Consider the following 26,144-nt stretch of genomic DNA (forward strand, 5'->3'; position numbering starts at 1 on the left):
GAGCATGGTCCGCATGCCCCCGATAGCCGCCCCCACCACGCTGTCCAGAACCGAGCGCCGCACGGCCGCACCGCCCTGGCTGGTGATGCTGCTGGTCTGCGCCGGGCAGTTCATCGTCATCCTGGACGTCTCCGTAGTGAACGTGGCGCTGCCCGCCATGCGGACCGGTCTCGGCCTGAGCGAACTGGGCCTGCAGTGGATCGTCAACGCCTACGTCATCACCTTCGCGGGCTTCATGCTCCTCGGCGGACGGGCCGCCGACCTCTTCGGGCGTAAGCGGATCTTCGTTCTGGGGCTGGCGCTCTTCACCATCGCCAGCCTGGCCGGCGGGCTGGCCCAGGAGCCCTGGCAGCTGATCGCGGCCCGTACGATCCAGGGTGTCGGCGCGGCGGTGCTCTCCCCGGCCACTCTCACCATTCTGACGACGTCGTTCCCGGCGGGCCCGGCCCGTACGAAGGCCATAGCCACCTGGACGGCGGTCGGCGCGGGCGGCGGGGCGGTGGGCGGTCTGGTCGGCGGCGTGCTCACCCAATATCTGTCGTGGCGCTGGGTGCTGCTGATCAATGTGCCGGTCGGGGCGCTGGTGCTGATCGGCGCGGTGCTGTGGCTCACCGAGAGCCGGCAGGGCTCCGGGCGGCGGCTGGACGTGCCCGGCGCGCTCCTGGTGACCGGCGGCCTCGGCCTCGTGGCGTACGGCATCGTGCAGACCGAGACGTACGGCTGGACCTCGGCGTCCGCGCTGCTGCCGCTGGCCGCCGGGCTCGTCGTGATCGCCGTCTTCATCGCCGTCGAGGCGCGCGCCAAGGCCCCGCTGATGCCGCTGGGGCTCTTCCGGCTGCGTTCGGTCTCCTCCGCGAACGCGGCGATGATGCTGGCCGGCGCCGCGATGTTCTCGATGTGGTACTTCCTCTCCCTCTACGCGCAGAACGTGCTGGCCTATTCGCCGCTCGAAGCGGGGCTCTCCTTCATCCCGCACTCGCTGTCCATCGTCCTGGGCTCGAAGATCGGGCCGCGGCTGATGAAGCGGCTGAGCGCCAAGAGCCTGGCCGTCACCGGCGCGGTGATCTCCGTGTGCGGCATGGCCTGGCAGGGCACCATGGACGCCGACGGCACCTACCTCGGCACCATCCTGGGCCCCGGCATCCTGATGGCCCTCGGCGCGGGACTGACCGCCACCCCGGTCGCCTCCATCGCCACCTCCGGCGCCGATCCCGCCGACCAGGGACTGGTCTCCGGACTGATCAACACCTCCCGGCAGATGGGCGGCGCGCTCGGCCTCTCGGTCCTCTCCACGATCGCCGCTTCCCGGATCGCCGAGGGCCACGGCCGGGAGGCGCTGGCGGCCGGCTACGGACTCGCCTTCCACGTCGGGGCGGTGGTGCTGCTGGGCAGCATCCTGCTGATGGTCCTCGCCCTGCCGCGACGCCAGGCGGGCGCCGCGCAGAACTGAGCGGCGCGGCCCCGGCCCGGCCTCGGTCCCGCCCTACAGCCAGCCGTTGCGCCGCGCCGCCCGTACCGCCTCCATACGATTGCGGGTCCCGGTCTTCCCGATGGCCGCCGAGAGGTAGTTGCGGACCGTGGCCTGGGACAGATGGAGTTTGCCGGCGATGTCGGCGACCGTGGCGCCGTCCACGGCCGCGGTGAGAACATCGCGTTCGCGCGGAGTGAGCGGGCTGGGCCCGGCGCTCAGGGCCGCCGCGGCGAGGCCGGGGTCGATGACCCGTTCCCCGGCCAGTACGCGCCGGATCGCCGCGGCCAGATCCTCCACGGGGCCGTCCTTGACCAGGAAGCCGGACGCCCCGGCCTCCATGGCGCGGCGCAGATAGCCGGGGCGGCCGAAGGTCGTCACGATCAGCACCTTGCAGGACGGCAGCTGAACGCGCAGGTCGGCCGCGGCGTCCAGGCCGCTGCAGCCCGGGAGTTCGATGTCCAGGAGCGCGATGTCGGGACGGGCATCCAGGGCGGCGGGGACGATCTGATCGCCCGCCGCCACCTGGGCCACGACCTTCATGTCCTCCTCCAGGTCGAGCAGCAGCGCCAGCGCGCCCCGCATCATTCCCTGGTCCTCGGCCAGCAGGACCTTGATCACCTGGTCAACTCCTCCGCATCCGCCATATCGCCCGTGCCGACCGGCAGTTCGGCCGTGACCTTGAAGCCGCGCCGGCCGTCGGACCCGCTCTGCAGCGTGCCGCCCGCCGCGGCCAGCCGCTCGGCCAGCCCCTTCAGGCCCGTACCGCCCACCGGACCGGAACGACCGGGACCCGCCGCCTCGTTCATGGGGCGGGTGCCGTCCGTGCCGGAGAGGCCGCCCGTACCGTCCACGCCGTCGGTGATACCGTCCTCGCCGTTACCGCCGGCCTCGCCGCCGTGCCCCGCGGCCCGGTCCCACAGCCAGGCCAGGCCGTGTGCCGGGGCAGCACCGGAGCTTACGGGACCGCGGCCGTCGTCCGTGATCGTCAGCCGTACGCGGTCCTCGTCGGCGTGTACGTCGATCTCGCAGCGGGTGGCGCGGCTGTGCCGGACGGCGTTGGTGACGCCCTCGCGGACCACCCAGCCCAGCAGCGCTTCGGCCTGTGTGGGCAGCGGCGGCCCCGCCTGCCGTACGACGGGCTCGATGCCGGCCGCCTCCAGCACCGAGCGGGCCCGGTCCAGCTCGGTGGTCAGGCTGCCCTCGCGGTAGCCGGTGACCGCCTCGCGGATCTCGGTCAGCGCCTGGCGGCCGACCGCCTCGATATCGGCGGCCTGGCCGAGCGCCGCCTCCAGATTGCGCGGCGCCAGCCGGCGGACCGCCTCGGCCTTGACCACCACCACCGAAAGGGTGTGCCCCAGCAGGTCGTGCAGATCGCGGGAGAAGCGCAGCCGCTCCTTCTCCACGGCGCTACGCGCCAGTTCCTGGCGGGTGGTGTTCAGCTCCTGGATGGTGTCGAAGAGGCTGAGGACCGTGGCGGTGACCATGCCGGACAGGAACGTGCCGTAGCCGACGCCGAACGCGCTCTGGCCGCTGTCGTGCCAGCCGGTCAGATACCCGGCCGTACCGCTGAGCGTGATCAGCCACACGGCGAGCTTCTTGCCGCGCAGGGCGCGGACCGTGCCGGAGGCCAGCGACAGCAGCGGGAAGAACAGGAACCAGTCGCCGCCGAACCCGAGGGCGATGGCGAAGGTGACGGCGGCCAGCGCACCCAGGGCGATGAGCGGGCGCCGGGAGTCGCGCAGCCGGGGGTTGAACGACGACCAGACGACGCTGATGTAGAGGGAGTTGAAGGCGAGCAGGCCCAGGCCCGCCAGCCAGGGGTGGTCCGACTTGCCCTGGATGATGTTGGAGAAGGCGCCCATGCCCATCAGCAGCCAGGGCAGGAAGGCGTACTTGCCGGGCCCCCTGTCCGGCTTCTTCTCCGCGCCTCTCGTGACGGACGGGGCGCCGTCGGCGGCGTCCTCGCCTCGGTCCTGGCCGCCGGGGGCCTGCTGCTTGGTGTCGTGCACTGTCGTTTCCCAGGTCTGCGCCATCGTCGGTCACACCGTCCGTGCGGCCCGACGGTACGCGTACACCGCGTATCCGCCGAAGAGTGCCAGCCAGGCGGCCAGGACCGCCACCGTGTCCAGGCCCGGGGCGCCGCCCTGGGTGACGCTCTGGCCGAGCTCGGCAAAGCGGTTGCCCGGTGTCCAGGAGGACAGGGAGCGCAGCCAGCCGGGGAACAGCTCGGCGGGGAACCAGAGGCCGCCGATGATCGAGAGCAGCAGCATGCAGCCGGTGTTGACCACTCCGGTGGACTGCGAGGAGAGGCGGTAGCCGTTGCCGAGGCCGAGCAGGGTGAAGGGCGCGGTGCCCACCCACAGCAGTACGGTCAGGGCGGCCCACTGCCAGCCGGGCATCCGGACGCCGTTGACCAGCGCGCCCACCAGCAGCACGGAGGCGATCGCGGGCAGCACCGTCACCGTGCTGGTCAGCCCCCGGGCCACCACGACCCGTATCGGGCTGAGCGGGGTGATGCGCAGCTGCCGCAGCCAGCCCAGGTGCTTGTCCTCTGCGACGCCGGTACCCGTGCCGATCGAAGCGCCCAGCGCGCCGTACGCGGCCATCCCGACCATCGAGGCGATCTTCCATTCCATGCCCGCGCCGCCCGGGCCCGCGCCGATGTTGGTCATCAGCAGATACATCAGCACCGGCATCCCGATGCCGAAGATGACAAAGCTCTTGTCGCGGAGCGTGCGGCGGACTTCGAGGCGGATGTAGCCGAGCATTACGCGATCTCCTTCTGGGACGGGGCCGTGAGGGTGAGGAAGGCGTCCTCCAGGCTGGCGGGGGCGACCTGCAGGCCGCGTACGAGACCGAGCCCGGCCAGCGCCACGACCGTCGCGTCGGAGTCCGCCGTACGCAGCAGCGCGCGGTCGCCCCGTATCTCCACGGAGCTCACACCGGGCAGGCCAGGCAGGGGCTCGGACGGCGCGCCCGCGAGGTCGAACGACACCAGCGATCCGCCGGCCCGCCGCTTGATCGCCTCGCCGCTGCCGTCGGCCACCACCCGGCCGCCGTCGATCACCACGATCCGGTCGGCGTTGTCGTCCGCCTCCTCCAGATAGTGCGTGGAGAAGAGGATGGTGTTGCCGCGCCGCGCATAGGCCCGCATCGAGCGCCAGAAGGCGCGGCGCGCCTCGACGTCCAGCGCCGCGGTCGGCTCGTCGAGCACCAGCAGCTCCGGATTGCCGGCCAGCGCCACCGCGAAGCGGACCCGCTGGGCCTGCCCGCCGGACAGCTTGTCCACGCGCCGCCCCGCGAATTCGCCCAGGCCCGCCAGCTCCAGGGCCTCGGTGACGTCCATGGGGTGCGGGTACGTCGAGGCGACGAAGCCGATCAGTTCGCGGACGGTGACCCTTGGAATGGGCTTCCCGTCCTGGAGCATCGCGCCCACTCTGCCCGCCCGCACCGCCGCTTCGGGCTCGGCGCCGAACAGCCGTACCGTTCCCGAGCTGGGCGGCAGCAGACCCAGCAGCATATTGATGGCGGTGGACTTCCCGGCGCCGTTGCGCCCGAGGAGCGCCACCGTCTCGCCCGTGCCGATCTCCAGGTCCATCCCCTGAACGGCACGGACCGCGCCGTAACTCCGGGTCACCCCCGTGAATCCCACCGCCGCGGCGGCGCCCGTCGCCCGTGCCGCGTTCACCGGTCCTGCCGTTCGTGTCATGCCCGACGTCATGTCCGACCTCCCCGTCGTTTTCCTGTCCCCGACATTACGGAGAGTCGCGACGGGGCGGCAGATTCGAATGTGTGGGATCGGCCCTGACAAATGTCATCGGTGGGCGGAGTGCGTGTCGGGGGCACCCCGATGCGCGTCGGGGGCATCCGAATGCGTGTCAGGGGCACTGGTCAGCCACCCCCGGCCTGACAACGCGTCAGGGGTCTTCCGAGTGCCGGGTGGATGGGCTATATATGAGGCCATCGGCTAGAACGCGTTCTAGAAGTGTGCCGACGGGAGTCCGCCGCAATCCGGCACCGGCCGGGCGGAAGCCCGCCGGAAGCCTGACGGGCCTGCGACGGGACTCCGACGGAGCCCGACGGACCCCGACGGGACTCCGACCGCGCCCGGCGGAAGCCCGCCGGCCCGCCGTCGGCGCACTGCCGGGGCGTCGTCGGCACCCCGGCGGCACACCGGCCGAACGCCGCCGGGCCGACCCGAAACGACCCCGGCACGGCCGACGGTGCGGACGGCCGGGCCGGGGTCTTCCCACCGTGCACCCCCGTGGTGAAGGAGCGACCGCCCCATGCCCATCGACGCCGCCAAGGCCACTTCCGCCGAGCCGCGGACCACCGAACTCGCCTGGGACCACAAGGACATCCAGCTCTACCACCTCGGCATCGGCGCCGGCGCCGCCACCCCCGACAAGCCCCATCCCGCCACCGACCCCGACGAACTGCGCTACACCCTCGAGAGCGCCCTGCAGGTCCTGCCCAGCTTCGCCACCGTCGCCGGCGGCGGCATGGCGGTCGCGGGCGGACTGTCCGCCCCCGGTATCGACGTCGACCTCGCCGCCGTCCTGCACGGCGGCCAGACCGTCACCGTCCACCGCGCCATCCCGGTGCGCGGCCGCGCCACCCAGACCTCCACCGTCCCGGCGGTCTACGACAAGCAGAAAGCGGCCGTCATCGTGCTGCGCTCCGAAGTGGCCGACGACGAAGGCCCGTTGTGGACCTGCGACACCCAGATCTTCGTCCGTGGCGAGGGCGGCTTCGGCGGCGACCGCGGCCCCTCCGTCCGCCTCGAACTCCCCGACCGCGCCCCCGACCGCACCACCGAACGGCTCATCCGAGAGGACCAGGCCCTGCTCTACCGCCTCTCCGGCGACTGGAACCCGCTGCACGCCGACCCCGAGTTCGCCAAGCTCGCCGGCTTCGACCGGCCGATCCTGCACGGGCTGTGCTCGTACGGCGTCACCCTCAAGGCCGTCGTGGACACCGTGCTCGGCGGCGATGTCGGGCGCGTCCGCTCGTACACCACGCGCTTCGCGGGCGTCGTCTTCCCGGGCGAGACGCTGCGCATCCGCATGTGGGAGGGCGAGGGCCGGACGCAGGTGTCGGTCACGGCGGCCGACCGGGACGATGCGCCGGTCCTGGCGGACACGGTCGTCGAGCACAGCTAGCCCAGGGGACAACCCGCGCACCCCTGGGGACGACCCGCGGCCCCAGGGGGCAGCCCGCAACCCGGAAGGAGCCGTGACATGCGCGCAGCCGTACAGCACGAGACAGGACAGGACAAGCTCGAAGTCCTCGACGACATCGAGGCCGTGGGGTTCGGCCCCGGCAAGGTCAGGATGCGGGTGCGGGCCACCGGGCTGTGCCACTCCGACCTCTCCGCGATGAACGGAGTCCTGCCGCAGCCCGCGCCCTTCGTCCCCGGGCACGAGGGCGCCGGGGAGATCCTCGACGTCGGCGACGGCGTCACGGGCCTGAGCCAGGGCGACCGCGTCCTGATGTGCTGGCTGCCCGCCTGCGGCACCTGTGCGTCCTGCAAGCGCGGCCAGACGCATCTGTGCCTGGCCGGATTCATGAACGCCGGTACCCCCAACTTCAAGCGCGCCGGAGGCAGCCCCTCCGACGTCTTCGGCTTCGCCGGGACCGGCACCTTCGCCGAGGAGGTCGTGGTCGCCGCCAACTGCGCGGTCCCGATCCCGGACGACGTCCCGTACGAGATCGCCGCGCTGATCGGCTGCGGCGTCACCACCGGGCTCGGCGCCGCCATCAACACGGCCGAGGTGGCGGCCGCTTCCTCCGTCGCCGTGATCGGCTGCGGCGGCGTCGGCATCTCTGCCATCCAGGGCGCGAAGGCCTGCGGTGCGGCGCAGATCATCGCCGTCGACCCGGTCGCCGCACGCCGCGAGGCGGCACTCCGCTTCGGCGCCACCGAGGCCGTCGCCCCCGACGAACTCGCCGACGCCAAGCAGCGCGTCACCGCGGGGGAGGGCTTCGACTACGTCTTCGAGGTGGTCGGCAAGTCCGCCACCGCCCGCACCGCCTACGAGATGACCCGGCGCGGCGGCACCCTGTGCGTGGTCGGCGCGGGCGCGATGGACGACACCTTCCAGGTCAACATGTTCGAGTTGTTCTTCGACGAGAAGCGGATCCTGCCCTCGCTCTACGGGGGCGGGGACGTGCTGCGCTCCTACGAGCGGGCCATCGCCCTGTGGCGGGCCGGCCGCATCGACCTCGAGGGCATGATCACCCACCGCGTCCAGCTCGCCGAGATCAACGACGCCCTCGACCAGATGCGCTCCGGCACCGCGCTGCGCACCTGCATAGAGATCTGACGCCGGAAGGGCCGGCCGCCCCCTGAGCCGCCGGCCCGCAGCTCACCGGAACGCCGCTCACCAGCCCAGAGATCCGACGCACCCCGTTTGCCAAGGAGAGGACAGTAATGGCACAGCCACTGCCACTGCCGCTTGACGGCCTGACCGCGATCGTCACCGGTGCCGGCCGCGGCCTGGGACGCGCGGAGGCCCTCGAACTCGCCCGTCTCGGTGCCGCCGTAGTCGTCAACGACTTCGGGCAGCCGGGCCGGGACGGCACCGGCGAGGCATCCGCCGCCCCCGCCGAGGAGGTGGCCGCCGAGATCCGGGCGGCGGGCGGCCGGGCCGAGGCTCACCTCGGCGATGTCGCCGACTTCGAGCAGGCCCGTGCGCTGGTCCAACTGGCCGTCGACCGCTACGGGAAACTGGACATCCTGGTCAATAACGCGGGCATTCTCCGCGATCGGATGGTGTTCTCCATGAGCGAGGACGAATGGGATTCGGTCATCCGCGTCCACCTCAAGGGGCACTTCAACACCACCCACTTCGCCGCCGTCCACTGGCGCGCACGTTCCAAGGCGGCCGGCGGTCCGGTCTACGGGCGGATCGTCAACACCTCGTCAGAGGCATTCCTCGCGGGCTCGGCGGGCCAGCCCAACTACGCCGCGGCCAAGGGAGGCATCGTCGGGCTCACCACCTCCACGGCGCTGGCGCTGGCCAAGTACGGCGTGACCGCCAATGTCATCTGCCCGCGCGCCCGCACGCGGATGACCGAGGACGTCTTCGCCGGCATCCCGGCATTCCAGGGCGGCGGGGAGCCGGGGGAGAGCACGCTGGACGCGCTCGCCCCCGAGCATGTCTCGCCGCTCGTCGGCTATCTGGCCTCACCGGCCGCGGCCAAGGTCAACGGCCAGCTGCTGGTCGTCCACGGCGGCATGGTGGCCATCGCCGAACGCCCCAGGATCGCCGCGAAGTTCGACACCGCGAAGGACGTCTTCAGCTTCGAGGAGCTCGACGGGGTGCTCACGCCGTACTACGCGGAGCGCCCGCCGAACGAGACGTTCGCGGCGGCCGAGGTGCTGGGCCTCAAACACGGGTGACCCATAACGGCAGTGGCCGCCGTCCCCGTGAAGAGGGGCGGCGGCCACTGCCGTTGTCCGTCCGAGTGGCGGAAAATCGCCGGTCCGGACCGGGCGCGATCACGCGCCCTGGATCTGCTTCTCCCGGCGATGCCGGCCATGCACATCGGCCTGGCTGTCCTCCGTGGCGGCCGGGCCACGGTGCCTGCCGGAGCTTGCCGCCTCGGCGGCCTGGGCGGACCCCTCGTGGGGGCGCGCTTCGGTCGTGTCGGTTCGGGCTTCGGACATGAAAAGAGTCACTCCGTCAGATCGCTTACAGCTGTACGCGTCGGGACCTCCCCCAGAAACCGCAGGGGATTGCCCCAAGCGGAACTGTCGGTGGCCGGGTCAACCGGCTGCGTAGCCCCCGACGGAATTCTAACTTGGCGGGAAATAGCGCTCCACCGGGCCTCCGGGGCCGCCAGGGGTGCCTGCTGCAGGGGTACTGGCCTGCACATGTGGGGATGCGCGGGGATGCCGGGCGGTTCCGCGCCGCCGTCGGGAAGTTGTGCAGATGGTGTGGAGCCGATGTCGGCATCCCCAGCATCCGGGACAATCCCGCCCTCGCTCCCCGCCGCGATCTCCACGGGGTAGCCGGACCCCGGCCCCGTACCCGCACCCGGGTCCTCCGCCGTCCGTGGGGCCGGGACCGCCCCCGCAGCCCCTGTTGCCGAAACCCTGCCCGGTACGGGCTCCAGCGGTACGGCCATCCGTGCCACCCCGCACGGCCGCGCAGCCGTCTCGCAGGGCAGCAGAAGCTCGCCGCCCGCCGTCCACAGACCCGTCCCCGCCAGCCACCCCTCCGGCGCCGGAAGCTGCCGCAACCGCCGCCCCGACGGCTGCCACACGCCCAGCCGCGGCCCGTGCGCGGTGTCGATCCGGAACGCCACCGCGCAGCTCTCCGGCATCGGCATCCGGCCCGGCTGCACGGCGAACGGCGTGACGAAACCTTCCGCCGGACGCAGGCATTCGGGGAAGCGCACCGGCAGGCTGCTGCCGAGCACGCCCCAGCCCATCCGGTCGTGCCCGGGGGCGTCCGACCTCAGCAGCAGCAGTCCGCTGTCCGGATCGGCCATCAGGAGGCGGTCGTTGCTGTCCTCGGTGATCTGCAGCAGCGGGCTGGCCCCGCCGCCCCGCGCCAGGTCGAGTACCACGGTCTTCGTCCGGCCCGTCAGCTCCTGGTCCAGGGCCAGCAGCCGACCGTCGCGATCCAGCCAGACGCCGCCCGTGCAGCGGCCCGGGATCTCGGTGACCCGCTCGGGGCCGTGCGCTCCGCCGTGCACCCGCCACAGCTCGGTGCCGCGTTCGCCGGGCGCCAGGGCGTAGCCGAGCATGCCGCCCGGCGCGGGCGGCAGCAGGGTCAGCTCCGGTGCCGTCACGGTGCCCAGCAGGAGCTCGCCGGTCCCGGGGCCCGTCGGGTAGAGCAGGGAGAGCGCGAAGCGGTCGGCGATCCGGCGCAGGATCAGTACCCGGCCGTCGGCGAGCGGGAGCAGTTCGCTGTCCGGCTCCTCCGGCTGGCTGCCGGGCAGTGGTACGGCGTACGGCTCGGGTCCGCTCAGCGTCCAGCGCTCCGGAAACCGGCTCCCGGCGGCGTCGTCGTGACGGGCGAGCCGGGCGGCGTACGAGCCGTCGGCGGCGATCGTCAGCGCCGCGCGGTGCGGGCTTCCGAGCGCCGTGGCACCCTCAGTGGCACAGATCGTCATCGAGTGGTCACCTCCAGTCAGGAAGCGACGGTAGTTTTCGCACTTCCGGCCGATCAACGCGAGTTGCCACACTTCACGCATAAGGGTGGCGGTTGTCCGGTTCGCCGGTCATGGGCGGGGTGGTTGTGCTTCGTGGGCGACGGCCCGATGATGTGCCCGCCGGGGCCGCGGCCCCGCGCCCTGTCACAGCCGGGAGGTAACCTTCCACCCGTGCCCGTACTGTCTGAAGTCCTCACCGCGCTCGACGCCCTCTGGCCCCCCGAGCGGGCCGAAGGGTGGGACGCCGTCGGCACGGTCTGCGGAGACCCCTCCGCGGAGGTCCGCCGCGTGCTGTTCGCCGTCGACCCGGTCCAGGAAATCGTCGAAGAGGCGGTGCAGCTCGGCGCCGACCTCCTCGTCACCCACCACCCGCTCTATCTGCGCGGTACGACGACGGTCGCGGCCTCGACCTTCAAGGGCAAGGCCGTGCACACCCTGATCAAGAACGACATCGCGCTGCATGTCGCGCACACCAACGCCGACACCGCCGACCCCGGTGTCTCCGACGCCCTGGCCGGCGCCCTGGACCTGCGCATCCTCGGCCCGCTGGTGCCGGACGCGAGCGACCCGGCCGGCCGTCGCGGCCTGGGCCGGATCTGCGAGCTGGCGCACCCGATGACGCTGGCCGACTTCGCCTCGTACGCCGCGGCCCGGCTGCCGGCCACCGCGCAGGGCATCCGGGCGGCCGGCGACCCGGACCGCGAGATCCGGACGGTCGCCGTCTCCGGCGGCTCCGGCGACAGCCTCTTCGACGACGTACGGGCGGCCGGTGTGGATGCCTTCCTCACCGCCGACCTGCGCCACCACCCGGCCTCCGAGGCCACCCAGCAGACTCCGCTGGCACTGCTCGACGCCGCCCACTGGGCCACCGAATGGCCGTGGTGCGAGCAGGCCGCGGCACAGCTCGACGCGGTCTCCGACCGGAACGGCTGGGGCCTGCGCACGCATGTCTCCCGTACGGTCACCGACCCCTGGACCGCCCACGCGGCGTCCGCCCCCTTCACCGCCCCGACGAACACCACAGGAGCCCCCCGCTGAACGCCGCGCCCGCCGACCAGATCCGCCTCCTCGACATCCAGGCCCTGGACGTGAGGCTCACCCAGCTCGCGCACCGGCGCAACAACCTGCCCGAGCTCGCCGAGCTGCAGACCCTGGAGGCCGACCTCACCCAGCAGCGCGACCTGCTCGTCGCCGCGCAGACCGAGGAGAGCGACACCAGCCGCGAGCAGACCAAGGCCGAGCAGGACGTGGACCAGGTGCGCCAGCGCGCCGCCCGCGACCAGAAGCGCCTGGACTCCGGAGCCGTCACCTCCCCCAAGGACCTGGAGAACCTCCAGCACGAACTGACCTCGCTCGCCAAGCGGCAGGGCGACCTGGAGGACGTCGTCCTCGAGGTCATGGAGCGCCGCGAGGCCGCCCAGGAGCGGGTCACCGAGCTCACCGCGCGGGTCGAGGCCATCCAGGCCAAGGTCGATGACGCCGCCGCCCGCCGGGACGCCGCAAACGCCGAGATCGACGCCGAGCGCGACACGGTCACCAAGGAGCGCGAGCTGACCGTCGCCGACATCCCGGCCGACCTCCTCAAGCTCTACGACAAGATCCGCGCCAAGGAGGGCGGCGTCGGCGCGGCCCGCCTCTTCCAGCGCCGCTGCGAGGGCTGCCGCCTGGAGCTCAACATCACCGAGGTCAACGACGTGCGGGCGGCCGCCCCCGACACCGTCCTGCGGTGTGAGAACTGCACCCGCATCCTGGTCCGCACGCCCGACTCGGGCCTGTAGGCCATGGCGTCGGAGTTCATCGTCGAGGCGGACGGCGGCTCCCGGGGCAACCCGGGGCCCGCCGGCTACGGCGCGGTGGTCCTCGACCCGGCGACCGGCGAGGCGCTGGCCGAGGCCGCCGAGTTCATCGGCACGGCGACCAACAACGTCGCCGAGTACAAGGGCCTGGTGGCCGGGCTGCGCGCCGCGCACGCCCTGGACCCCGAGGCCACCGTCCACGTACGGATGGACTCCAAGCTCGTCGTCGAGCAGATGTCGGGCCGCTGGAAGATCAAGCACCCGGACATGAAGCCGCTGGCCGCCGCGGCGCAAAAGGTCTTCCCGCCCGACCGGGTCACCTACGAGTGGATCCCCCGGGCGAAGAACAAGCACGCCGACCGGCTCGCCAACGAGGCGATGGACGCGGGCAAGAACGGCAAGCAGTGGGAGCCCCGCGACTCCACGGCGGCGCTCGCCGCGCCCGCCCGCAGCGCCGCCGCGCGGGCCGCCGACGAAGCCGCGGAGGCCGCTGAGGCCGCCGAGGCGACAGAGGCGGCGGGCCCGCAGGCCGGCTGGGGCGCCCCCGACCTCGGTGTGCCCGCCACCTTCGTCCTGCTCCGGCACGGCGAGACCGCGCTGACCCCCGAGAAGCGGTTCTCCGGCAGCGGCGGCGGCGATCCCGAACTCTCCGCCGTCGGCCGCCGCCAGGCCGAGGCCACCGCCGCCGCGCTCGCCGCCCGGGGCACGGTCCAGGCCGTCGTCAGCTCCCCGCTGCGGCGCTGCCGGGAGACGGCCGGGGCGGTCGCCGCCCGGCTCGGCCTGGAGGTCCGTATCGAAGAGGGCCTGCGCGAAACGGACTTCGGGGCGTGGGAGGGGCTGACCTTCGCCGAGGTGCGCGAGCGCTTCCCCGAGGACCTCGACGCCTGGCTCGGCTCCGCCAAGGCGGCACCCACCGGTGGCGGCGAGTCGTTCGCCACGGTCGCCCGCCGGGTCTCGGTCGCCCGCGACAAGCTGATCGCCCGGTACACGGGCAAGACCGTCCTGCTGGTCACCCATGTCACGCCGATCAAGACCCTGGTCCGGCTGGCGCTGGGCGCCCCGCCCGAGTCGCTGTTCCGTATGGAGCTGTCGGCGGCGTCGCTGTCGGCGGTGGCGTACTACGCGGACGGCAACGCGTCGTTGCGGCTGCTGAACGAGACGGCGCATCTGCGGTAGGCGTCCCGCATACGGGAAGGGGCCTGGGGTATCGGACGTCCGACACCCCGGGCCCTTATCCGTACGGGCCGCCTGTCGCTGCCGGCTCAGGCCGCCAACCGTGCCGCCTCCCGGGCGAGTTGCCGGACCCGGCCCCAGTCCTTCGCGGCCAGCGCATCGGCCGGGAGCATCCACGTGCCGCCGACGCAGCCCACGTTCGGCAGGGCCAGGTACGAGGGCGCCGAGGCCAGGGTGATCCCGCCCGTCGGGCAGAAGCGGGCCCGGGGCAGCGGGGAGGCCAGCGACTTGAGGTAGGGCGCCCCGCCCGCCGCCTCGGCCGGGAAGAACTTCAGCTCGGTGATGCCCTCGTCGAGCAGGGTCACCACCTCCGAGACCGTCGAGACGCCCGGCAGGAACGGCACCCCGGAGTCCTTCATCGCACCCAGCAGCCGCGGCGACCAGCCGGGACTGACCAGGAAGCGGGCACCGGCCGCGCGGGCCGCCTCGACATGCTCGGGCGCGAGCAGGGTGCCGGCACCGACCACCGCGTCCGGGACCTCGTCGGCGATGGCCCGGACGGCATCCAGCGCGGCGGGCGTCCGCAGGGTCACCTCGATCGCCGGCAGCCCGCCCGCGACGAGCGCGCGGGCGAGCGGTACGGCATCGGCGGCGTCCTCCAGCACGACGACCGGGATGACGGGGGCGAGCCCGAGAACCGAGGACGGGATTCCCCCCTGCCCGACCGGAGTGGAGAGCTTGGGGGAGGAGGCGGGCACGGGTGTGGAGGCGGCGCTGGTCACGCCGCCCATGGTGCGCCCATCGACCATTCCTCGCAACGAGCGTTGCGCATGTTGCAATCTCGGAGGTGGGCCGCCGCGATAGGGCCGTCCTACAGCTCCGTCACGATCACATCGATGGCCCACGCCTTGCCGCCCTTGGCCGGGGCCTCGGCCTCCACCGCATAACCGAGCCCGCGCAGCGCCTCCACCAGCTCCGCCGGACCCGCCGGCCGCAGCCCCGCGCTCAGCAGGTCCCGGACCAGCCGGCCCTTGGTCGCCTTGTTGAAGTGGCTGACCACCGAGCGCTTCTCGACCCCGTCCACGATCTTCGACTGCAGCACCCGCACCGTGGCGGTCCGCCCCGCGACCTCGCCCTTGGGCTTCCACGCCGTCGCATACGCCGCCGACCGCAGATCGAGCACCAGGCCGTCCCCGGCAGCCTCCGGCATCGCCTCGGCCATCGGCGCCCGCCAGTACGCGCCCAGCGCACCCAGCGCCGGCAGCTTCACGCCCATAGAGCAGCGGTAGGACGGAATCCGGTCGCCGATCCGTACGGCGCCCCACAGCCCCGAGAACACCAGCAGCGACTCCTCGGCCAGCTGCCGCGCCCGCCCGTCCAAGGAAGCCAGCCCCAGGGCGTCGTAGAGCACCCCGGTGTAGATCTCCCCGGCCGGCCGCGTCCCCGCCGCCCGCAACCCGGCGTTCTTGGCGATCTCGCCCTTGAGTCCCTGGCTGAGCCCGAGCACTTCCTGGGCCTTGGCCTCATCCGCCGCGCACAGCTCGACGAGCTCCTCCAGCACCGCCTCACGCGCCGCGTTCAGCCCCGGCAGCGACAGCGATCCCACGTCCAGCGTCGGCCCGGTATCCCCCGCGGCCTTCCCCTCGGACGGCGGCAACAGCACGAGCACGGTGTTCTCCTTCACGGCGGTACGGGCGGGGGTGCGGCCCCGGGAAAGCGTATGGCCTGCGGCCCGCGGCCGGAGAACGCGCTCAAGCGGCGAGAAAGGCCTCACCGGCGAGAAGGGACCCACCCGGGAAACGCGCCCGCCCACGGCGGACGACCACACGGCGCCGGCAGCCCCCGAGCGCTGGGCGGACGATCACACCGCGCCACGGGCGCCGGGCCGCCATACGCTCGGTTATATGCCCCGTCGCCATATGCATGTGACCGACGCTGCCGAGGCCCCGCTGCGCGCCGCGCTGCATGACCTGCGTGCACAGCTGGAGATCCCGGACCACTTCCCGCCCACGGCCCAGGCCGAGGCGGAGAGCGCCGCCCGTGCCCCGCGCATCCCGGCCGCCGACGGCGCAGTGGCGACCGAGCACACCCTCGAGGACGCCACCGACCTCCCCCTCTTCACCATCGACCCGCCCGGCTCCCTCGACCTCGACCAGGCCATGTTCCTGGCCCGGCGGCCCGGCGGCGGCTTCCGCATCCACTACGCCATCGCCGACGTGGCCTCCTTCGTCACCCCCGGCGGCGCCCTCGACGCCGAGGCGCACCACCGCGTGGCCACCCTCTACTTCCCCGACGAACGGGTCCCGCTGCACCCGCACACCCTCAGCGAAGGCGCCGCCAGCCTGCTGCCCGACCAGGACCGCCCGGCCGTCCTGTGGCAGCACGACCTCGACGCGCAGGGCGCCCTGACCGCCACCTCCGTACGCCGCGCCCTGGTCCGCTCCCGCGCCCGGCTCGACTACGCGGGAGTCCAGCGGGTCATCGACGACAAGACCGCCGAGGAACCGCTCGCCCTGCTCCGCGAGATCGGCCTGCTGCGGGAGGAACTGGAGACCGCCCGCGGCGCGATCTCCCTCAACGTCCCCGAGCAGCAGATCGTCGAACGAGGCGGCCGCTACACCCTCGCCTACCGCGCGCCCCTCCCGGCGGACGGCTGGAACGCCCAGATCTCCCTGCTCACCGGCATGGCCGCGGCCGAGCTGATGCTCGCCGCCGGCACCGGCATCCTCCGTACGCTGCCCCTCGCCCCCGACGGCTCCGTGGCCCGCCTCCGGCTGACCGCCCGCGCCCTCGGTGTCGACTGGCCCCACCACACGTCCTACGCCGCCCTGATCCGCACCCTCGACCCGCGCCGCGCCACCCACGCGGCCTTCCTCCAGGAGTGCACCACCCTGCTGCGCGGCGCCGGTTACACCGCCTTCGACGGCGCCCCGCCGACCGCCGCCGCCGCGCAGCACGCCGCCGTCGCCGCCCCCTACGCGCACGCCACCGCGCCGCTGCGACGACTCGTCGACCGCTACACCTCCGAGCTGTGCCTGGCCGCCTCGGCCGGCACCGCACCGGCCGACTGGGTCCGCGGCGCGCTGGACGTCCTGCCGCGCGAGATGGAGACCGGCACCCAGCACGCCAACCGGGTCGAGCGGGCCTGCGTCGACCTGGTGGAGGCGGCGCTGCTGCACGACCGGGTGGGCGAGATCTTCGACGGCCTGGTGGTCGAGACCGAGCAGGAGGACGCCACCCAGGGCACCGTCCACCTCTACGACCCGGCCGTCATCGGCCGCATCGAATCCGCCCCCGACGGCCCGGACCTGCCCCTCGGCCACCGCATCCAGGTCCGTCTGACCGCCGCCGACCCGGGCCGCGCCCCGGTCCGCTTCACCCCTGCCTGACCGCGGCCGGATCCCCGGCGGCGGACCGGTCCCGGACCGCCGCCCGGATGGCCGCCGCCGCGCCCCGCGCATCATCGGCGTGGAACCGCACCGTACGCACCGCTTCCCGCCGCCCCGACAGCCGTACGGCAACGACCGGTTCGGCCAGCTCCAGCGTCACGGACGTCTGCCCGCCGACGGACATCGCCACGGCCCCGTCCGCGCCCTTGCCGTCGTGGGCGGACCGCAGCTCCTGACGCACCGAGACGATCGCCGCCAGCGGGACCCGTATCTCCATCCGGGCACCGGCCCGCAGCAGCACGGTGTCCGCCCCGAGCACATGCGGCCGGGTGACCGCCGCCGCCTGGAACCCCAGCATCATCAGCACCGTGTAGACATCGACGACCAGCATCACCGCATGCGGCACCGGATGGTCCGCGAGCAGCACGCTCACCCCGGCGGTCTCCACCCCGCACACGAACGTCAGCGCGTACACGAACGCCGACTGCCCCGCCGCGTACGCCAGGGCCCGCTCGCCCGCACCCACCCCGATCCGCCGCCGCGCCGCCCACCACACCAGGCCGGCCAGCCACCGGGCCTCATGGGCGGCCATCCGGTGCAGCGCCCCGCCCCGGCTCACCGCGCACGCTCCGCCAGCAGCCGGATCGCCTGCCGCACGGCCTCCGCCTGCGCGGGCGCGAAGTGCGCGTAGTACGCCGCGAGGAACCCCTCCGCCGCCGCCGCGCCCTCCCCGCCCGCCCGCACCCACTGCTGTTCGCCGATCCCGGCGATCACCGCGTCCGGGATGCAGCCGGCGAGCGCCTGCGCGGCCCCTGCCACCCGGGGATCGTCCGGCGCGGCCTCCGCCAGCGCATCGAGCAGCCCGTACACCTCGTACGTCCGCTCCATCGCCCCCGGCGCCGCGCTCGCCTCCCCGAGCAGCTCCACCATCCGCTTGCCCGCCGCGCCGTCCGCCGCGCCGCCCGCTGTGGACTCGAGCAGCGCCAGCACCTCCCGTTCCTTCGCCGCCATCGCGGGCTCCGGACCCGGACGCGCGGCCGACGTACGTGCCATCTCCCCGAAGAGCGCGGCCAGTTCGTCCGACACCGGGCCCTCCGCGGGCAGCCCGCCGTGCTCCTCCGCCTGCCGTCGCAGCGCGGCCAGCCGGGCCCGCCGCGCCCCGATCTCCGCCTCCTGGCGGGCCAGGTCCGCATCCAGCTCGGCCAGCACCTCGTGCAGCTCGCGCCCCGAATCGTCGGCGAGTACGTCCCGCACCTCGTCCAGCCCGAGACCCAGCTCCGTCAGCCGCCGCAGCCGCGCGAGCGCGACCGCGTCCCGCAGCCCGTAATCCCGGTAGCCGTTGGCGCGGCGTTCGGGCTCGGGCAGCAGCCCGAGGTGGTGGTAGTGCCGCACGGCGCGGGTGCTGACGCCGACCAGACCTGCGAGTTCTCCGATCCTCATGGGACCCAGTAGAAACGTTGCCGTCGCGACAAGGTCAAGCCGTCCCGGTGCGCCGGGTAGCATGGTCGGCACGGCGGACGAGCCGGCCGGGCGGCCGCGTGGAGACCTTCTGGTCTCCCCGAGGAACGTCCGGGCTCCACACGGCAGGGTGGTGGGTAACGCCCACCCGGGGTGACCCGCGGGACAGTGCCACAGAAAACAGACCGCCGGAGGCTTCGGCCTCCGGTAAGGGTGAAACGGTGGTGTAAGAGACCACCAGCCTCCGAGGTGACTCGGAGGGCTAGGTAAACCCCACCCGGAGCAAGGTCAAGAGGGGCCGTCATTCCGGAAGGCATGACGACTCTGCGCGGACGACCGAGGGCTGCCCGCCCGAGTCCGCGGGTAGACCGCACGAGGCTGTCGGCAACGGCAGCCCTAGATGGATGGCCGCCTCCCCTCGGCCCGCAAGGACCGGGGGAGACAGAACCCGGCGTACAGGCCGACTCGTCCGCCGCCTGAGCCTCTGACCTGCGGGGAGGAGGCCATTTTCATGATCCGGAATCGCCGGGGTCTCTTCGCCTTCCTCTCGCCTTCCCCATCACCTTCCCTTTCCCTGCACGGCCGTGCAGGCGCTGCGTGCCACTGCACCGCTCGCGCTAGCGCGCCGAACCGTCGGCGGCTGTGGGGCGGAAGGTGCGGCGGTATGCCTGGGGTGTGACCTTGAGGGCGGCATGAAGGTGCTGGCGCAGGGAGACGCCGGTGCCGAATCCGGCGCGGTGGGCGACCAGGTCGACGGGCCAGTCGGTGGTCTCCAGCAGATGCCGGGCCCGGTCGACGCGCCGGCGGATGAGCCACTGGCCGGGGCTGGTGCCGACCTCGTCCCGGAAGCGGCGGGTGAAGGTACGGACACTGACGTTGGCGTGGGCGGCCATGTCGGCCAGGGTGACGGGTTCGGCGAGGCGTTCCATGACCCAGGCCTGTGTGGGGGCGGTGCCGGCGGCGGTGGGGTCGGGGACGGGGCGCCGGATGTACTGGGCCTGGCCGCCGTCGCGCCAGGGCGGCACGACGCAGGAGCGGGAGACCTCGTTGGCGATGTCGCTGCCGTGGTCGCGGCGGACGATGTGCAGGCACAGGTCGATGCCGGCGGCCACCCCGGCGGAGGTGAGGATGTCGCCGTCGTCGACGAAGAGGACGTCGGGGTCGATGCGCGCGGTGGTGAACATGCGCTGCAGGCGGTCGGCTTCGCGCCAGTGTGTGGTGGCGGGGCGGCCGTCGAGCAGTCCGGCAGCGGCCAGCACGTAAGTGCCGGTGCAGATCGCCACCATCCGGGTTCCGGGGCGGATGGCAGCCAGAGCCTTGCGCAAGGTCTCGGGCAGGCGCCCCGCTTCGCGGATGGGGCCCAGCGCATGGGAGGGCGGGATGACGACGGTGTCGACGGTGGCCAGCAGGGAGGCGTCGTGGGAGACGGTGAGCTGGTAGTCGGCCTCGGCGCGGACGGGACGGCCGTCGACGCTGCATGTGGCCACGGAGTAGAGCTGGTTGCCCGTGGTGTCGCGGGCGGCGCCGAAGATCCGCGCGGGGATGCCGAGTTCGAAGGGGACCACGCCATCCAGCGCCAGAACGCCCACACGGTGCATGACCCGATCCTTTCATCCTTTGACCATCGGGCCACTACTGAGGGTCCCTCCGCCCGAGCATCGTGAGGACGTGCCAAGGAAATGGGCGCACACCACACGGAACAATCGGCAGAAAAGAGCACGTCACCATGGATCAGGCCACCACCCCCGCGATCATGCGCGCCCTCTCTCAGGACGCTGCCGGAGCACCGGACGTCCTCAAGGTCATCAAGGCGCGGCGTCCGGTCCCGGGCCGGGGCGAGATCCTGGTCCGGGTGCATGCGGCGGGCGTGAACCCGGCCGACTGGAAGATCCGCGAGCGGGGCGTGTTCGCCAATGGCGCCCGGCCGCCGTTCACGCTGGGCTTCGATGTCGCCGGGGTGGTCGAGGCGGCCGGCGAGGGGGTGACGCTCTTTCAGGCCGGCGACGCGGTGTTCGGGATGCCGCGCTTCCCGCACCCGGCGGGTGCCTATGCCGAGTATGTCGCCGCCCCCGCCCGGCACTTCGCCCCGCGCCCCCAGGGGCTCACCCACATCGAGGCCGGCGCCCTGCCGCTGGCCTCGCTGACCGCCTGGCAGGCCCTGGTGGACACCGCGAACGTCCGGCCCGGCCAGCGCGTGGTGATCCACGCGGCCGCCGGGGGAGTCGGCCATCTGGCCGTGCAGATCGCCAAGGCCCGCGGCGCCTACGTCATCGGCACGGCCCGCGCCGCCAAGCACGAGCTGTTGCGCTCGCTGGGCGCCGACGAGCTGATCGACTACCGCACCCAGGACTTTGCCGAGACCCTCCGCGACGTCGATGTCGTCCTGGACTCCCTCGGCGGCCCCATCTGGGCCCGCTCCCTGCGCACGCTGCGGCCGGGCGGCACGCTGATCTCGATCGTGCCGCCGGACGACACCTTCCCCGTGAAGGAGGCCGAAGCGGCCGGAGTACGGGCGGTGTTCATGCTCGTCGAGCCCGACCATGCCGGGTTGCGCGAGATCGCCGCCCTGGTCGAGGCCGGCCGCCTGCGCGTGATCGTCGACGAGGTCTTCCCCCTCGAAGAGGCCGACCGGGCCCATGCGTCGGGTGAGACCGGCCGCACCACCGGCAAGATCGTCCTCTCGGTCACCCCTTGACCCGCCATCGCGGAGGCGCGGCCGGAGTGCCGTCGGTGGCGCCCGGCCGCGTCGTGGGAGCGGAGCGGCCGGGCCCGTGGGTCAGCGGTTCTGCACCCACCACGTCACGAGGCCGATGACCGCCGTGCCGCAGGCGTACGAGGCGCCGCGGACGAAGTTGGTGGCCGCGAGCCGGCGGTAGCCGCGCCACCGGCCGGCGTGGGGCGGGGGTGGCGGGTGAGCTTCCGTAGACTGCATGGGGAGTCCCCTTTCGTGAGCGCGAGAAGCGACAGCGGGTTCCACGCAGGAAGCCCTCACCGGCCGGAGGTTGGTCGCCGGAAGGCCGGTGTGGGCTCCCTCGCACCGGACCACCCTACGTGATTGTGCGTTTGTGAAATCACCCGGGGTGGTGTCCGCACCGCGGGGTGGTCTCAACTGCCGCGCGGGGGCTGCGGTGTTGGGCCGGTCCGTTCTCGGCTTCCGTCGGCTGACGGGTTTTCTGCGTGTGATGCCTTGCGGGTCCTCGCCATTCCTTCCTTCGGAGTTGCGGGCCGTTGCGGGAAAGCGAGGCGACCGGAAATTGTGTCGGTGCCCGGGATATCGGCCGCGGCGCGGAAGGGGTGCGTTCCGGCGTCGAGAGAAAAGGCGTGAAATGGGCGGTGGGGTGGGGGAAGTGCGACGTCGGGGCTCGCTCGTCTCGATGTTTCCGGTCTGCATCGCCCCTGGTCACGGCCTAGTTTGTCCCTTTATGCTCCATGTTGCCGCCGGTCAAACTCGTCCGATCGGGTAATGCTGCGCCGTCCGCGCCGCGGGCTAATCTGACGGCGTTCCGGAGGGGTCCGGTTTTCCGCGCGGGGGGTGATGAATTTCTTGTGCCCGCCCTCTGTGGGGTGGATTTTACGGCCTCTCCGGAATTTCTTCGCGCCGGACGGAAAAGTCCGGCCACCGGTGCAGGGAAAGGCTGGTTCATGGGAAAGCTGACGCGTGCCGCGATTGCCGGGCTGATGGTGCTGGGGGCCGGGCTGGCGGCGGTGCCCGCCGCTCAGGCGGCGCAGGCGCAGGCGCAGGTGCAGGGTCAGGGGTGCCGGTACTACTACACCAGCTGGGGTCAGGGCCCCAACGGTGAGACGACGGGGTACGGGGATTACGCGGAGGGCGACCGCGACCCCGAGGGCCGCGTCTGCCGCGACGGCTGGTGGGAGGACCAGGGGGAGCAGGGCGGCGGCTGGTAGGCGGCCCGCCCGCGGCCGGGCCCCGACGGCCGCGGCCCCGTTCCCTCGCGGTCGAGCCCGCCGATGGCCGTACCGGCCGCCGGCGGGCTCAGGCTTGCCGTCGTCGGGCCCGCGGGTCCGGGGGCGCCAGTACCCTCGTACGGATTTCATTCGAAAAAACGTGCGGGGGATGCGGTGCTCAAGCACTACTACCGGCTGGTCTATTGGAAACGGCGGATCGCTTGGGCGCTGGGGCTGCGGAGCGGCGGCCGGGGCGCGGGCCTGCGCGCGCATCCGCGGGCGTCCGGGCGGGGTGCCGGGCGCGGACGGCAATTCGTCCACCACGCGCGGCCGTTGCTGGTGTTCGGCATGCTGGTGGCGATCGTCGTCACGCTGTCGGCGCTGATCGCGTGGGTGGATGCCCCGCTGGGATGAGCGGGGCGCGGGGCCGTCCGGCGTCGGGCCGGTCGGTCCCCGGTCCGACGGGCGTCGTACGGCCCCGCGCGCGACGGCCGCGGATCAGGCCGACTGGGCCTTGGTGTAGAGGTCCTTGGCGTCGTCGCCGAAGTACGGGCCGAACATGGTGTCCGGCAGGAACTGGTAGGTGAAGCTGTTCACCGAGGACTGCAGACCGGTGCCGGTGGACTCGTTGAACGAGGTGAACCAGGGGCCGCCGCTGGAGCCGCCGGTCATGTTGCAGGGCAGGCCGTGGTCCTTGGACAGCAGCGGGTCCTGGAGGGTGATGCCGCTGCAGTAGATGAGCTTGCTGCCGTCGTACGGCGCGGCGGCCGGGAAGCCGAAGGCGTACATCGTCTTGTGGTAGCCGGAGTTGAAGGCGAGTCCTTGGCCGCCGACGACATCGGTGAGCTTTTTGCCGTCCAGCGGGGCGACGACCGCGGCGCCGACGTCGTAGTTGATGTCCTCGCTCTTCGTCCACTGGGGAGTGGAGAGCGTGTTGGCGGCCGCCCATTTCCCGTAGGGGGCCTGGCCGTCGTGGTAGCCGGGGACGAAGACCCAGTTGGTGTGCCAGGCACCGTCCAGCTTCACGCAGTGCCCCGCCGTGATCACCGTGCTCTTGTTCGCGCTGGTGACGGCGTCGCCGGAGCAGGAAGCCTGGCGGCCCTGGTAGGTGAAGAACACCCGCCCGGTGGTCTTGACGTGCGCGCCGCCGCCGGTCCAGGGCCCGCCGGTCCCCGGGAGGACGCCCTTGAGCGCCTCGAGCCCGGGCGGCGCGGGCCGGGTGGGCTTCACCAGCCGCTCGGCGCCGTGGCGCACGGCCTTGGTGAGGGCGCCCGGGGTGAGCGGTGGCAGGTCCAACGGGGTTGCCGCGCGCATCCGTTGCGGCGTCCAGTAGGAGGCGAGGCCGGACCGGGAGGCGCCGGGGGAGGGCTGCGCGGAGGCGCCGGCGGCACCGGTCTGGAGGCCCGAGGCGAACAGGGTGCCGAGGGCTATCAGGGCGCCGGTGGCGGGGCGGGCGATACGGCGGCTGCGGGGGGTTCCGGGGACGGGGGCGTTTCCGGGGGCGCGGCTCACGCGTGACTCCTTCTGCCGGAAGGGAAGGGAAGGGAAGGGAAGGGCATGACAGGCACGGCAGCCATGCGAGGCACGACAGGCACAGCCGCCACGACCGAGTCATGGCATGCGCATGCAGAAGGGTGTCACCGGAAGGCGCGTGAGGTAAGGGGCCGCGCGAGGGCCGTTACCGGCGCCGTGAAGGGGGCCGGGCCCGCCGCGGAAGCCAGTGGCCTCCGCGGCGAGCCCGACGGCGTGATGAGCGGCCCTACGCGATGCGGTCGGCGGGCAGGTCCGGACGTGGGCCGAAAGGCTTCCGGCCGCCTCCCCGCTCCCCGTTCAGTCGTCCTCCCCGAGAACCGTCGCCGTCCCGCTGACGTGCGACCGCGGGTCCCCCGCCCGCAGCTCCACCGTCAGCAGGCCCGGCCGTCCCAGGTCGTGCCCCTGGTGCAGCGTCAGCGTGGCGGGCTCCTCGACCAGGCCCAACTCCCTGGCGTACGCGCCGAACGCGGCCGCGGCGGCGCCCGTTGCCGGGTCCTCGATGACGCCGCCCACCGGGAACGGGTCGCGGACGTGGAAGACCGACTCCGACTCGCGCCAGACCAACTGGAGGGTGGTCAGATCGAGGCGGTGCATCAGGGCGGCCAGGCGGTCGAAGTCGTAGTCGAGCTTGGCGAGGCGGTCGCGGGTGGCGGCGGCGAGGACCAGGTGGTTGTTGCCGGCGAAGGCGATCCGGGGCGGCAGGGCCGCATCGAGGTCGGAGGCGGGCCAGTCGAGGGCGTCCAGGGCCTCGGTGAGGTCGGCGTCGGTGACGTCCTTGACGTGGGGTTCGACGCTGGTGAGGGTGGCCTGGAGGACGCCGGACTCCTCGCGGACGGTGACCGGGACCGGGCCCGCCTGGGTCGCGAAGATCAGGTCGCCGGGGCCGATCCGCTCGGCGAGGGCGACGGCGGTGGCGACCGTCGCATGACCGCAGAACGCCACCTCGGCGAGCGGGCTGAAGTAGCGAATGGTGAAGGCACGGCCCGGCTCGCCGCCCAGACCCTCGGGCGGCGGGGTGAGGAACGCCGTCTCCGAGTAGCCCAGCCCGGCCGCTATGGCGAGCTGCGCGGCGTCGTCCAGGCCGGTGGCGTCGAGGACGACGCCGGCCGGATTGCCGCCCTCGGGGCTGGTCGAGAAGGCGGTGTAGCGCAGGACCTCCGGGGCGGTCCGGGCGGCGTGCTGGGTGGCGTTGTCCTCTGTCATGCCGGGGGAACGCGACGCTCCGCCCGGCTATTCCCGCCGTCGGCGGAGGCGGACTCAGCCACGCCCGATGTACGGCATGTTGGTCGCCATTACCGTCGCGAACTGGACATTCGCCTCCAGCGGCAGCTCGGCCATGTGCCGCACCGTACGGGCGACATCCGCGGCGTCCATCACCGGCTCGACCGCCGTTGTGCCGTTCGCCTGGAGGATGCCGGTCTGCATCCGGCCGGTCATCTCGGTCGCGGCGTTGCCGATGTCGATCTGGCCGCAGGCGATCCGGTACGGGCGGCCGTCCAGGGAAAGGGACTTGGTCAGGCCCGTCATGGCGTGCTTGGTGGCGGTGTAGGCGATGGAGTGCGGACGCGGGACATGGGCCGAGATGGACCCGTTGTTGATGATCCGGCCGCCCTGCGGGTCCTGCTCCTTCATGGCACGGAACGCGGCCTGGGCGCAGAGGAAGGAACCGGTGAGGTTGACGTCGACCACCGCGCGCCAGTCGTCGTACGACAGCTCCTCCAGGGGGCCGGCCTTGCCGAACGTGCCCGCGTTGTTGAAGAGCAGGTCCAGACGGCCGAAGCGGTCGCGGACGGCGGCGAAAAGGGCGTCGACCTCGTCGGGCCGGGTGACGTCGGTGGGCACCGGCACGACCGCGGGGCCGTCGGACCCGGACTGCCGGGCCGTCGCGTTCAGGGCCTCCAGTCGCCGCCCGGCCAGAACGACATGCCAGCCCGCGGCGATCAGTTCCCGCGCAACCGCCCGTCCAATACCGGAACCGGCGCCGGTGACAACGGCCACCTTGCCGTTGTGGGTGTGATGTGACATAGCCCCGCAGCGTAATCGCTGGCGCTTGGCCTGGGCCGAACGTCGTTGGCTGACCCGTCGCGGGTGGTGTCTCGCCTCTCCGCTGCGCTTTGCCTGGGCCGCGTCTTTGGCTTTCCCGCCGTGGGTGGTTGTGCGCCGTTGCGCCTGCGGCGGGCGTGGGTTTGTCGGGTGCGGTGACGGCCCTACACGGCTTCGCCGCTACGGTCCGTCCCCTCCCGTGGGTGGGGG

At 72.8% G+C, this 26,144-nt stretch carries 26 protein-coding genes and 1 other RNA gene; 12 read left to right on the forward strand and 15 right to left on the reverse strand.

The features are described 5' to 3' along the window. The first annotated feature begins 4 nt into the window (after positions 1-4). On the forward strand, positions 5-1,450 hold the full coding sequence (locus tag ACIRPT_RS09435) for an MFS transporter (RefSeq protein ID WP_403824535.1): 1,446 nt from the start codon (positions 5-7) through the stop codon (positions 1,448-1,450). Positions 1,451-1,483: 33 nt separating this feature from the next. Here the strand turns inward: ACIRPT_RS09435 and ACIRPT_RS09440 are convergent, their stop codons facing one another. From ACIRPT_RS09440 to ACIRPT_RS09455, 4 genes are read right to left on the reverse strand one after another with little or no spacing between them, the layout of a single operon-like run. Next, positions 1,484-2,089, reverse strand: a complete 606-nt coding sequence (locus ACIRPT_RS09440) for a response regulator (RefSeq protein WP_403824538.1) — start codon at positions 2,087-2,089, stop codon at positions 1,484-1,486. Beyond that, on the reverse strand, positions 2,086-3,504 hold the full coding sequence (locus ACIRPT_RS09445; RefSeq protein WP_403824541.1) for a sensor histidine kinase: 1,419 nt from the start codon (positions 3,502-3,504) through the stop codon (positions 2,086-2,088). Before ACIRPT_RS09445 ends, ACIRPT_RS09440 begins: the two co-directional genes overlap by 4 nt. Positions 3,505-3,510: 6 nt before the next feature. Then, positions 3,511-4,239 carry an ABC transporter permease gene (locus ACIRPT_RS09450; protein ID WP_403824544.1) on the reverse strand — a complete coding sequence of 243 codons (729 nt, stop codon included), beginning with the start codon at positions 4,237-4,239 and terminating at the stop codon, positions 3,511-3,513. Beyond that, positions 4,239-5,180 carry an ABC transporter ATP-binding protein gene (locus ACIRPT_RS09455; protein WP_403824546.1) on the reverse strand — a complete coding sequence of 314 codons (942 nt, stop codon included), beginning with the start codon at positions 5,178-5,180 and terminating at the stop codon, positions 4,239-4,241. Before ACIRPT_RS09455 ends, ACIRPT_RS09450 begins: the two co-directional genes overlap by 1 nt. 577 nt (positions 5,181-5,757) lie before the next feature. Here ACIRPT_RS09455 and ACIRPT_RS09460 point away from each other — a divergent pair. The 3 genes from ACIRPT_RS09460 to ACIRPT_RS09470 all read left to right on the forward strand — a co-directional run bounded on the left by ACIRPT_RS09460 (position 5,758) and on the right by ACIRPT_RS09470 (position 8,876). Beyond that, the gene (locus ACIRPT_RS09460; protein ID WP_403824549.1) at positions 5,758-6,633 is read left to right on the forward strand and encodes a MaoC/PaaZ C-terminal domain-containing protein; all 876 of its coding nucleotides are present in this window, start codon (positions 5,758-5,760) and stop codon (positions 6,631-6,633) included. 78 nt (positions 6,634-6,711) lie between these two features. Further along, a complete protein-coding gene (locus ACIRPT_RS09465) occupies positions 6,712-7,797 on the forward strand; it encodes a Zn-dependent alcohol dehydrogenase (protein WP_403824552.1) in 1,086 nt (361 codons plus the stop codon). Positions 7,798-7,904: 107 nt separating this feature from the next. After that, entirely contained in the window at positions 7,905-8,876 is a 972-nt protein-coding gene (locus tag ACIRPT_RS09470; RefSeq protein ID WP_403509224.1) for a 3-oxoacyl-ACP reductase, read from the forward strand. Positions 8,877-8,975: 99 nt separating this feature from the next. Here the strand turns inward: ACIRPT_RS09470 and ACIRPT_RS09475 are convergent, their stop codons facing one another. Further along, entirely contained in the window at positions 8,976-9,143 is a 168-nt protein-coding gene (locus ACIRPT_RS09475) for a hypothetical protein (protein WP_403509226.1), read from the reverse strand. 8 nt (positions 9,144-9,151) lie between these two features. Continuing rightward, entirely contained in the window at positions 9,152-10,597 is a 1,446-nt protein-coding gene (locus tag ACIRPT_RS09480; RefSeq protein WP_403824555.1) for a hypothetical protein, read from the reverse strand. Positions 10,598-10,807: 210 nt separating this feature from the next. On the opposite strand from ACIRPT_RS09480, the gene ACIRPT_RS09485 reads away from it, so the two are divergent. From ACIRPT_RS09485 to ACIRPT_RS09495, 3 genes are read left to right on the forward strand one after another with little or no spacing between them, the layout of a single operon-like run. Next, positions 10,808-11,674 (forward strand): Nif3-like dinuclear metal center hexameric protein, encoded by an 867-nt coding sequence (locus ACIRPT_RS09485; RefSeq protein ID WP_403509231.1) that lies wholly within the window; start codon positions 10,808-10,810, stop codon positions 11,672-11,674. Next, positions 11,671-12,414 (forward strand): zinc ribbon domain-containing protein, encoded by a 744-nt coding sequence (locus ACIRPT_RS09490; protein WP_403824663.1) that lies wholly within the window; start codon positions 11,671-11,673, stop codon positions 12,412-12,414. Before ACIRPT_RS09485 ends, ACIRPT_RS09490 begins: the two co-directional genes overlap by 4 nt. A 3-nt stretch (positions 12,415-12,417) precedes the next feature. Continuing rightward, positions 12,418-13,608, forward strand: a complete 1,191-nt coding sequence (locus ACIRPT_RS09495; protein ID WP_403824558.1) for a bifunctional RNase H/acid phosphatase — start codon at positions 12,418-12,420, stop codon at positions 13,606-13,608. 86 nt (positions 13,609-13,694) lie between these two features. On the opposite strand, the gene eda is transcribed toward ACIRPT_RS09495, so the two are convergent. Next, complete coding sequence (gene eda / locus ACIRPT_RS09500; RefSeq protein WP_403824666.1) at positions 13,695-14,396, reverse strand: bifunctional 4-hydroxy-2-oxoglutarate aldolase/2-dehydro-3-deoxy-phosphogluconate aldolase; 702 nt, start codon at positions 14,394-14,396, stop codon at positions 13,695-13,697. Between the two features lie 80 nt (positions 14,397-14,476). Next, complete coding sequence (gene yaaA, locus ACIRPT_RS09505; RefSeq protein WP_403824561.1) at positions 14,477-15,274, reverse strand: peroxide stress protein YaaA; 798 nt, start codon at positions 15,272-15,274, stop codon at positions 14,477-14,479. 235 nt (positions 15,275-15,509) lie between these two features. Between yaaA and ACIRPT_RS09510 the strand changes: the two genes are divergently transcribed. Then, a complete protein-coding gene (locus ACIRPT_RS09510) occupies positions 15,510-16,994 on the forward strand; it encodes an RNB domain-containing ribonuclease (RefSeq protein WP_403824563.1) in 1,485 nt (494 codons plus the stop codon). Here the strand turns inward: ACIRPT_RS09510 and ACIRPT_RS09515 are convergent. Together ACIRPT_RS09515 and ACIRPT_RS09520 are read right to left on the reverse strand one after the other, a co-directional pair. Continuing rightward, positions 16,981-17,613, reverse strand: coding sequence for a hypothetical protein (locus ACIRPT_RS09515; protein ID WP_403824566.1), 633 nt, complete (start codon positions 17,611-17,613; stop codon positions 16,981-16,983). The genes ACIRPT_RS09510 and ACIRPT_RS09515 overlap by 14 nt on opposite strands. Continuing rightward, positions 17,610-18,434: a MerR family transcriptional regulator gene (locus ACIRPT_RS09520; RefSeq protein ID WP_403824569.1), complete on the reverse strand. Its 825-nt coding sequence runs from the start codon at positions 18,432-18,434 to the stop codon at positions 17,610-17,612. Before ACIRPT_RS09520 ends, ACIRPT_RS09515 begins: the two co-directional genes overlap by 4 nt. 78 nt (positions 18,435-18,512) lie before the next feature. On the opposite strand from ACIRPT_RS09520, the gene rnpB reads away from it, so the two are divergent. Further along, positions 18,513-18,924: RNase P RNA component class A (rnpB, locus tag ACIRPT_RS09525), an RNA gene on the forward strand. A gap of 145 nt (positions 18,925-19,069) precedes the next feature. On the opposite strand, the gene ACIRPT_RS09530 is transcribed toward rnpB, so the two are convergent. Further along, positions 19,070-20,050 carry a GlxA family transcriptional regulator gene (locus tag ACIRPT_RS09530; RefSeq protein WP_403824572.1) on the reverse strand — a complete coding sequence of 327 codons (981 nt, stop codon included), beginning with the start codon at positions 20,048-20,050 and terminating at the stop codon, positions 19,070-19,072. A gap of 128 nt (positions 20,051-20,178) precedes the next feature. On the opposite strand from ACIRPT_RS09530, the gene ACIRPT_RS09535 reads away from it, so the two are divergent. Continuing rightward, positions 20,179-21,147, forward strand: a complete 969-nt coding sequence (locus tag ACIRPT_RS09535; protein WP_403824575.1) for an NADP-dependent oxidoreductase — start codon at positions 20,179-20,181, stop codon at positions 21,145-21,147. 81 nt (positions 21,148-21,228) lie between these two features. Here ACIRPT_RS09535 and ACIRPT_RS09540 read toward each other — a convergent pair whose 3' ends face one another. Beyond that, complete coding sequence (locus tag ACIRPT_RS09540; RefSeq protein ID WP_403824578.1) at positions 21,229-21,384, reverse strand: hypothetical protein; 156 nt, start codon at positions 21,382-21,384, stop codon at positions 21,229-21,231. Between the two features lie 710 nt (positions 21,385-22,094). On the opposite strand from ACIRPT_RS09540, the gene ACIRPT_RS09545 reads away from it, so the two are divergent. Together ACIRPT_RS09545 and ACIRPT_RS09550 are read left to right on the forward strand one after the other, a co-directional pair. After that, positions 22,095-22,358, forward strand: a complete 264-nt coding sequence (locus ACIRPT_RS09545) for a hypothetical protein (protein WP_403824581.1) — start codon at positions 22,095-22,097, stop codon at positions 22,356-22,358. A gap of 174 nt (positions 22,359-22,532) precedes the next feature. Beyond that, on the forward strand, positions 22,533-22,772 hold the full coding sequence (locus tag ACIRPT_RS09550; RefSeq protein ID WP_403824583.1) for a hypothetical protein: 240 nt from the start codon (positions 22,533-22,535) through the stop codon (positions 22,770-22,772). Positions 22,773-22,856: 84 nt separating this feature from the next. Here ACIRPT_RS09550 and ACIRPT_RS09555 read toward each other — a convergent pair whose 3' ends face one another. The 3 genes from ACIRPT_RS09555 to ACIRPT_RS09565 all read right to left on the reverse strand — a co-directional run bounded on the left by ACIRPT_RS09555 (position 22,857) and on the right by ACIRPT_RS09565 (position 25,916). Continuing rightward, positions 22,857-23,870, reverse strand: a complete 1,014-nt coding sequence (locus ACIRPT_RS09555; protein WP_403824586.1) for a trypsin-like serine peptidase — start codon at positions 23,868-23,870, stop codon at positions 22,857-22,859. Between the two features lie 318 nt (positions 23,871-24,188). Then, positions 24,189-25,094 (reverse strand): PhzF family phenazine biosynthesis protein, encoded by a 906-nt coding sequence (locus ACIRPT_RS09560; protein ID WP_403824589.1) that lies wholly within the window; start codon positions 25,092-25,094, stop codon positions 24,189-24,191. Positions 25,095-25,148: 54 nt separating this feature from the next. After that, complete coding sequence (locus tag ACIRPT_RS09565) at positions 25,149-25,916, reverse strand: SDR family oxidoreductase (RefSeq protein WP_403824593.1); 768 nt, start codon at positions 25,914-25,916, stop codon at positions 25,149-25,151. Positions 25,917-26,144 lie beyond the last annotated feature (228 nt).

Origin of the sequence: Streptomyces sp. NPDC101227 (genome assembly GCF_044767545.1) — a bacterium.
Lineage (GTDB): Bacteria > Actinomycetota > Actinomycetes > Streptomycetales > Streptomycetaceae > Streptomyces.

Coding starts and splice junctions, on each gene's coding strand:
- ACIRPT_RS09435 (WP_403824535.1), top strand. CDS start 5: ATGGTCCGCATGCCCCCGATAGCCGCCCCCACCACGCTGTCCAGAACC.
- ACIRPT_RS09445 (WP_403824541.1), bottom strand. CDS start 3,504: ATGGCGCAGACCTGGGAAACGACAGTGCACGACACCAAGCAGCAGGCC.
- ACIRPT_RS09450 (WP_403824544.1), bottom strand. CDS start 4,239: ATGCTCGGCTACATCCGCCTCGAAGTCCGCCGCACGCTCCGCGACAAG.
- ACIRPT_RS09455 (WP_403824546.1), bottom strand. CDS start 5,180: ATGACACGAACGGCAGGACCGGTGAACGCGGCACGGGCGACGGGCGCC.
- ACIRPT_RS09460 (WP_403824549.1), top strand. CDS start 5,758: ATGCCCATCGACGCCGCCAAGGCCACTTCCGCCGAGCCGCGGACCACC.
- ACIRPT_RS09465 (WP_403824552.1), top strand. CDS start 6,712: ATGCGCGCAGCCGTACAGCACGAGACAGGACAGGACAAGCTCGAAGTC.
- ACIRPT_RS09470 (WP_403509224.1), top strand. CDS start 7,905: ATGGCACAGCCACTGCCACTGCCGCTTGACGGCCTGACCGCGATCGTC.
- ACIRPT_RS09475 (WP_403509226.1), bottom strand. CDS start 9,143: ATGTCCGAAGCCCGAACCGACACGACCGAAGCGCGCCCCCACGAGGGG.
- ACIRPT_RS09480 (WP_403824555.1), bottom strand. CDS start 10,597: ATGACGATCTGTGCCACTGAGGGTGCCACGGCGCTCGGAAGCCCGCAC.
- ACIRPT_RS09495 (WP_403824558.1), top strand. CDS start 12,418: ATGGCGTCGGAGTTCATCGTCGAGGCGGACGGCGGCTCCCGGGGCAAC.
- eda (WP_403824666.1), bottom strand. CDS start 14,396: ATGGGCGGCGTGACCAGCGCCGCCTCCACACCCGTGCCCGCCTCCTCC.
- ACIRPT_RS09510 (WP_403824563.1), top strand. CDS start 15,510: ATGCCCCGTCGCCATATGCATGTGACCGACGCTGCCGAGGCCCCGCTG.
- ACIRPT_RS09520 (WP_403824569.1), bottom strand. CDS start 18,434: ATGAGGATCGGAGAACTCGCAGGTCTGGTCGGCGTCAGCACCCGCGCC.
- ACIRPT_RS09530 (WP_403824572.1), bottom strand. CDS start 20,050: ATGCACCGTGTGGGCGTTCTGGCGCTGGATGGCGTGGTCCCCTTCGAA.
- ACIRPT_RS09535 (WP_403824575.1), top strand. CDS start 20,179: ATGGATCAGGCCACCACCCCCGCGATCATGCGCGCCCTCTCTCAGGAC.
- ACIRPT_RS09540 (WP_403824578.1), bottom strand. CDS start 21,384: ATGCAGTCTACGGAAGCTCACCCGCCACCCCCGCCCCACGCCGGCCGG.
- ACIRPT_RS09545 (WP_403824581.1), top strand. CDS start 22,095: ATGGGAAAGCTGACGCGTGCCGCGATTGCCGGGCTGATGGTGCTGGGG.
- ACIRPT_RS09560 (WP_403824589.1), bottom strand. CDS start 25,094: ATGACAGAGGACAACGCCACCCAGCACGCCGCCCGGACCGCCCCGGAG.
- ACIRPT_RS09565 (WP_403824593.1), bottom strand. CDS start 25,916: ATGTCACATCACACCCACAACGGCAAGGTGGCCGTTGTCACCGGCGCC.